The following is a 6874-nucleotide window of genomic DNA, read 5'->3' on the forward strand; positions in this document are numbered from 1 at the left end:
CCTGGGCCGGGGTGATGCGCCCGGGCAGGGCCTGGTGGCCTCGCTCGGTGTTGTAGATGTGGTCGAAGGCGTCTACCTGGGCCTGGAGTTCGGCGATGGTGTGGGCCAGGGGCTGAGCGTCGAGGTAGCGGAACAGGGTTTGGTGGAAGCGCTCGTTGTTGCCCTGGGTGGTTGGCTTGTACGGCTTGCCGGTGATCGCCTGGGTCCCGAGAGTCCTGACGTGTTCTACCAGCGCGCCCTGCATGCCCCGCCTGGTGGGGTTCAGGGCAGCACCGTTGCGCTGGGGTACCCCGTAGCGGGCGACGGCCCGGTCGAAAACCGCGATAGCCGCCTGGCTGGTCTCGGCGGCGGCGACCAGGGACGCCACCGCCAAGCGCGAGTGATCGTCGATGAGCCGGGGAGATCACGCACTTGCGCCCTCCGACGAGCACGTACTCGGTGGCGCCCCGTCTGCCAGCAGGCGTTCGGAGCCGGGTAGACAAACCGCCTCCACGCAGACCTAGGCCGCTTGTGCAGCTCGCGTCTTGCCACGCCCCGTTGGCCGAAGATGCGCGACAGCGCTGCAGGCGAGGGCGCGTCCAGTCCCATTGCCACCATCTTGTCATGAACCGATACCGGCCCATGGTCCAGGCCGGAAGACGCCATTGAAGCGCGCACCGCCACCGCCTGGTCCTTGATGTCCTGGCCCAAGGCGGTAGGGCTAGACCCCGGACGCCTGGACAGCGGCTCGAGGACAGCGGCCCGCCCCAGCTCAACGGCCCTGCGGCGCAGCTTGTAGAAGGTGTTGCGGCTGATGGCGTGCTCGGCGCAAAACGAGGTCACCGCACCACGCGGGGCGTCGTCGGGCCACTGAGCAATCGCAAGTCTGATACGCGGGTCAACAGGATCATTACTCACCGGCCCATCACAGCCGAACTGTCACCACCAACAACCCCCGAACCGTCACCGATGTCCTGAGGCAGAACTGTCACCGATGTCCTGAGACATAACAAGGTGTCTAGCACATGCAAACCTCCAAAAACACGTGTGCTCGGACCGAAGTCGTGTCTGCGAGGCCAACACGTGTACTCGGGCAGGAGGCGTGTGCTCGGGCCCGTGGGGTGGGGCTGCCGCGTCGACGGGCATGAGGCCGACGGGGCTGACACTTCGAACGGTCCACTGACGGTTCGTACATTGGCCCGACGCTTCGTCACTTAGCATCAACGATTCGTCAGGTGAAGGTACGAGTCGTCAGGTGATCGCCCGAACCGTCCCGGCCAATCCGCCGACACCCGCAGCGATCCACCGCACCCGAACCACTGACATCCGCCAACACCCACCAAATCCAACTCTTCCTGCCGAAAGATGCGGTAGCCGGAGGCTTGTCACCCCGCCGGCAGCACCTCCACGCAATCAAGTCCTTCCCCTACAATCACACAGAAAACACGGTAACTTCGCAGCGGCGAGTCACCCCCATGAATAACCCTCCGGGTACCGGCCACATCTCAACGCTTTCCCGGCCCGCGTTCCATTTGCCTCACTAGCGCTAACTTCTACGCCGACAGCCTTGCGGCGTGTATCGCCTGCGTGTCGGCGACGGGATGTCACAGGGCGCGCAGTTGCGTGGACGAGGCCGACGGTCGGCTGTGCGCGGGAACCGGGGCTGCTCCGCCGTAGCCGGACGGACCGTGAGCCCGAGGGACGGCTGCACGTGGGAGCGGGGTTGGCCAGTTTGGAGTCGGCCTGGCTGATCAGCCAAGGGTCGACTGCGCGTAAAAGCGGGAGGGGGATGTTACCGGCCGTTATGCGGTTAGGGCCTTGAGGGGCGGCGGTACCTGGGAACTGGGCCTGCCCAGTGCGCCACTGCGACGGCTGCTGGGCGGTCGCCGGCCAGGCCCGCCCACTCCGACTCATACCCAGGACTTCAGCCACATGTGCCAGTGCCAGAAGGAGTAGGGCACCGTCTGGCCTGTCCAGATCGGCCACCACGCGAGCGCAAACAGCACCGCTGCCGTCAGCACGCCGGCGATCAGGGCCATGCCCTCGCCGCGGATGCGCCACGACGGCACACCGGCCCACGCCTCGGGCACGCGCAGCCGCGCAGGCCGCATGCCGAAACCGAAGTAGGCGGCGATAGGTCCCCGCGGATAGATGCGGCCCGGCCCGATCACATCTTCATTGAGCAGACGCTCCTCTTCGCTGGCGGCGGCCGATCCTGGAACCGGCGGAAGCAACCCGGCAGCAGAGCCGAGTGCTAGCACCAGCACCAGCACCACGCAGGGGAGGAAGGCGACCGTGTAGAACGTGAAGATCGTTCGGTTCGAGTAGATGAACCACGGCAGGTACATGCCGACGTAGCCGATCAGCGGCACCCACACGCGCCAGTCCCGGTTACGGATCGCAAGGGCCACGAATACAAAGACCAACGCGGGCACGGCCGCCCACCAGATGGGGATGTTCCCGATCGATGTAATCGCCTGAATGCAGCGGTCCGAGCCGCAGTCGGCACCGGCCATGTCTTCGGTGCCCTGCCAATAGAAGGATGTCGGACGCCATTGCACCAGCCACCCGATCGGCTTGGACATGTAAGGATGCTGGGAGTCCAGTCCGACATGGAAGTTATACATCGACAGGTGATATTCGAACAGATCATTGAGTGCATCGGGTAGCCACGAGCGCGCCACAGTGCCCGTTTGGGCGCGCTGTGCCGCCGCCCAGCCGTGGTTGTGGGCGCCGTCATGCAGGAACCAAGGGCCCCAGCCCGCACCCAGGTAGACGAGGAAGGCCACCGGAACCAGGCGAATGAAGTCGCCGATGCCGCGGGAGACGATCCCCTCCAGGAACCAGGCGCGAGCCCCGACTCGCCTCAGCGCCAGCGTGTCCCAGACGACGACGAGGATACCGGTGGCCGCCAATAGGTAGGCACCCGACCACTTCACCGAACAGACCAGCCCGACTGCCACGCCCGTTGCCAACAGCCACGGACGCAGGTGGGCCCTGGGCGCCAGGGGCGCGGGTTTCGATGCGTCGGTGGGTACGCCTGCCAGATCCGCTGCCAGGTGCGCCCGAGACCATTCCCGGTCGCGCACGAGGCAGTACAGCGCGACCGTCGCGAACAGACTGATGAACCCGTCCAACAGGCCGATCCTCGACTCGGTGATGCCGACGCCGTCGATCGCCAGCAGCAGACCCGCTAGACCCGCCAGAAGTGGGGAACGGGTCAGGTGCAGTGTCAGGCGCGCCAGCACCACGACCGTCAGAATGCCCGCCAGCGCCGGCATGACTCGCCAGCCGAAGGAGGAGTCTGCGCCGAACAGCTGCATCCCCAGTCCTATCAGCCACTTGCCCAACTGCGGGTGCACCACATAGCTGGCCTCGGTTGTCAGCGCTGAGAAGTCCCCCCGGGCGAAGAGCTCATCAGCGCCGTCAGACCACACGGACTCATAGCCGTTGCGCCACAGGGCGTAGCCCTCTTTGACGTAGTAGATCTCATCGAACATGAGCTGATGCGGGTGGCCCAGACCCACCAGGCGGGTCAATGCGGCAACCAGCCCGGCCAGTGCCGTGGCGATCCACCCGTTGATCCGGGTTGCTTTGGGCAGCACGGTACCGAGCGGATCCAGCCCCAGTAGGGAGCGCAGCTGATTCTCGGTGCGCGGCTCCGCAGCCTCCTGGGTGGCTGACGGCTCCGCGGCGTCAGAGTCCGTGGCCCGGTCGGCGGCGGAGGACTCCTCGTGTGTGGCGGTCACCCCAAGAGGATCGTCGGGGGTGGGCTGCGTATCGGTACCATCCGGCGAAGCGGCACAGGACGAAGTCACACCGATGAGTCTAGGGCGGCCTTCATACTGGGGGCCATGAGTCAGGACATGAGTGACGCCACGCCTGCGGATGACTTCGACCTCGTACCGGATGCGGACGGTGCGTTTACGGGGGAGGCCGCGCCGCGTCCGGGTACCATCACCCTGGCCGCAACGCCGATCGGGAATACCGCCGATGCCTCATCCCGCCTGCGCATGGCCCTGGAACGGGCCGACGTCGTTGCAGCGGAGGACACGCGCCGCGTGTTCGGCCTGGCGCGTCGACTGGGGGTGCGGGTGAACGGCCGCGTGACGACTTTCCACGAGCACAATGAGAACGTCCGGATTCCGGAACTGCTCGGGCGTGCTCGGGCGGGCGACGCTGTTCTGGTTGTCTCCGACGCCGGCATGCCCGGCGTTTCCGATCCCGGTTACAGGCTGGTGGCCGCCGCTGCCGACGCCGCCGTCCCCCTCACTGTCGCACCAGGGCCGTCCGCGGTGCTCACCGCCCTGGTGCTGTCCGGACTGGCCGCTGACCGATTCACCTTTGAGGGATTCGTTCCCCGCAAGGCGGGGGAACGTCATCGTGCCCTGGCCGCACTGGCGGACGAGCCGCGCACCATGGTGTTCCTGGAATCACCCCGGCGCACCCACGAGACGCTGGTGTCCATGGCAGAGATCTTCGGCGCCGAGCGCCGCGCCGCACTGTGTCGGGAGCTCACCAAGACTCATGAGGAGGTGAGGCGGGCGAAGCTGGGTGAACTGGCGGACAGCACGGCCGACGGCGTGCTGGGGGAGGTGGTGCTGGTGGTCGCCGGGGCGCCTCCACACGCGGTGGATCTGGAAGCGGCAGGCGCTGAGGCATTGGCTCTCGCCAATGCCGGCATGCGGCTCAAGGCTGCCGCCGCGGAGATTGCGTCTCGAATCGGCGCCCGCCCCAACGAGGTGTACCGGGCGGCGCTAGCGCTGCGTGACGCCGGTGCTGGCGCCTGAAGGCTCAGGACTCCGGCCTGCCGTTCGACGGGGGCATCGGACGGTAGACCACCTGCTGCGGGGCCAGGCCGTAACTGCCCGGTGGTGGGGCGGCTGCCTGCGGGGCCGACGCCGTCGTCGGCGCAACGGGGAGCGGGGGCTGGACCCCAACGTACTGGCCGCTGGACACAGGTTGAGGGGGGACTGGGGCATAGCCCGGCTGTGGGCCGGGACTCCCATAGGGTATGGAGGCGCCCGTGGGCGGGTGGGCGGCCAGGCGCCCCACGGCGGCGCGGGTGCGGCTGCGCCGCCGTAGCACCAGCCAGATCACCCCGACGGAAGTTGCGATCAACCCCAGCAGGCCCAAGACGAAGGAAACTGCGGCAGTAGCCGCGCCGCGAGTGCTCTCGGGGGAGAGCACCGCGAGATTGATGACGATCTCATCGTCGCCGTCGCAGGAGAGCGTGTAATTGCCGGCAGCGGCCGAGCGGAATCCCAGTATCTGCTGTCGGCCGCTGATCTGACCGCCCTTCGAGGGGCGCACATCGATCGCCGTCCCCACCGGGTCCAGGACCGTGCAGGAGATGGCGGTGTCGGAGGAGTACAGCCCGTACTCCGTGTCCTCCAACAGCACCAGTACCATCTGGGTGCCGTCGCGGTTGACCGTGACGTAGTTCTCGTCAGCGACGGTAGGCGTAATCCGCAGGGCCACAACGAACAGGCCGATAGCCACCGTCAGTAGCACTGCGCCCACGATCGTGATGATGCGCGGCAGCTTCAAAGAGGGCAGTCCATCCGCGTCCACTCCCCGCGGTGGACCACCGGGCATCGGCACGGGCCCATTCCCAATCGCCATCGTGAACCTGCTGCCTCCTAGCTGAATCCCCACCCAGGATCAGTTAGTGGCGGGGAAATCAGGCGACCGGCGGAACTCCGGTGCCGTACCCGGTGCTCCGCCCCCGCTCCCAGCCGGAGGGGCGGCGGCCCAAGTCCGCCGGGCCCTGGGGTTATTCGAATTACGTACGACCAGCCCAATTATACCGCCGATGGTAAGGGGAATGCCGGTAATGAACATGCCCACAACCGCGAATACGCCGAACACGGAGCGGACGATGCTCTTAGCGTCGACCGGCGGCCCGAAGTACACGCCCTCAGTTCCAGCGCCGGTGAAGCACGTGATGGTGTGCTCGCCGGAGGTCTGCGCCGTGACCTGGCCGAACAGGATGCGGTCATTGACGGTGATTGTCGACATCGGAACGGTGACGTCCAACTCGGCCCCGTCCGGCCCCACCACTTCACACCGCGAGCCGCCATTTCCGTACAGGCCGTAAGGCGTGGCGGATTCGAGGCTGACCGTGGTCGAACCGTTGGCCTCGATCGGGCGGATATCAGCAGCTGTCCGAGTCGCCGAGGTCACGAGGACGATGAGGACCACTACGGCCGCCACGCACAGGCCCGCGCCGATGAACAGCAGGATCAGCGGTCCCTTGACCCCCTCGGACGCCGGCGGAGTCGCAGGCCTGTTGGGAGTCGCCACGTAGGGGTCTTTCGTGCAGGGAGTCGCCCCATAGGGGGATCCGGAACTCGGGGGGTAGGTCATGTGGTTCCTTTGGTCTGGTGGTGCTGGAGACGGCGTCGATCTCCACGCCGTCACTGATGGTACGTGCCGCAACGCCTCGGGAACAGGAGTCGGCGACCGCCGGGAGGTGAGAACAAACCGGAGGCGGCCCCCGGACGCCGGAGCGGATAGGCTGCCCCCATGAGCCGCATCCTCTCCGCCGTCGCCTGGCCCTACGCCAACGGCCCCCGCCACATCGGACACGTAGCCGGATTCGGTGTCCCCTCGGATGTCTTCTCCCGCTACATGCGCATGGCCGGGCATGATGTCCTGATGGTGTCCGGAACCGATGAGCACGGCACCCCGATCCTGGTGGCCGCCGACGAGGAGGGCGTCAGCCCCCGGAGGCTCGCCGACCGCAACAACCGGCTCATCGTCGAGGACCTGGTGGCGCTCGGCCTGTCCTACGACCTGTTCACGCGTACCACCGCCGGCAACCACTACCGGGTGGTGCAGGACATGTTCCGCACCGTGCGCGACAACGGCTACATGGTCGAGCAGGTCACCC

General features: G+C 66.9%; 5 protein-coding genes and 1 pseudogene. 2 read left to right on the plus strand and 4 right to left on the minus strand.

Annotation, left to right across the window (positions count from 1 at the left end; translation table 11 throughout):
- A pseudogene (locus Q4A20_RS14395) lies at positions 1-822 on the minus strand (integrase core domain-containing protein); the annotation flags it as partial.
- A 1067-nt stretch (positions 823-1889) separates the two neighbouring features.
- Positions 1890-3797, minus strand: a complete 1908-nt coding sequence (locus tag Q4A20_RS14400; RefSeq protein WP_303124029.1) for a dolichyl-phosphate-mannose--protein mannosyltransferase — start codon at positions 3795-3797, stop codon at positions 1890-1892.
- 36 nt (positions 3798-3833) lie between these two features.
- Here Q4A20_RS14400 and rsmI point away from each other — a divergent pair, with 36 nt between their 5' ends.
- A complete protein-coding gene (gene rsmI, locus Q4A20_RS14405) occupies positions 3834-4769 on the plus strand; it encodes a 16S rRNA (cytidine(1402)-2'-O)-methyltransferase (protein ID WP_303124031.1) in 936 nt (311 codons plus the stop codon).
- Positions 4770-4773: 4 nt separating this feature from the next.
- Here rsmI and Q4A20_RS14410 read toward each other — a convergent pair whose 3' ends face one another.
- Positions 4774-5529 carry a hypothetical protein gene (locus Q4A20_RS14410; RefSeq protein ID WP_303124033.1) on the minus strand — a complete coding sequence of 252 codons (756 nt, stop codon included), beginning with the start codon at positions 5527-5529 and terminating at the stop codon, positions 4774-4776.
- 114 nt (positions 5530-5643) lie between these two features.
- Positions 5644-6348 carry a hypothetical protein gene (locus Q4A20_RS14415; protein WP_303124035.1) on the minus strand — a complete coding sequence of 235 codons (705 nt, stop codon included), beginning with the start codon at positions 6346-6348 and terminating at the stop codon, positions 5644-5646.
- Between the two features lie 159 nt (positions 6349-6507).
- Here Q4A20_RS14415 and Q4A20_RS14420 point away from each other — a divergent pair.
- On the plus strand, positions 6508-6874 hold a 367-nt coding region (locus tag Q4A20_RS14420; protein ID WP_303124037.1), incomplete at its 3' end, for a class I tRNA ligase family protein.

The sequence above is a fragment of the Actinomyces sp. genome (assembly GCF_030530635.1).
GTDB lineage: Bacteria > Actinomycetota > Actinomycetes > Actinomycetales > Actinomycetaceae > Actinomyces.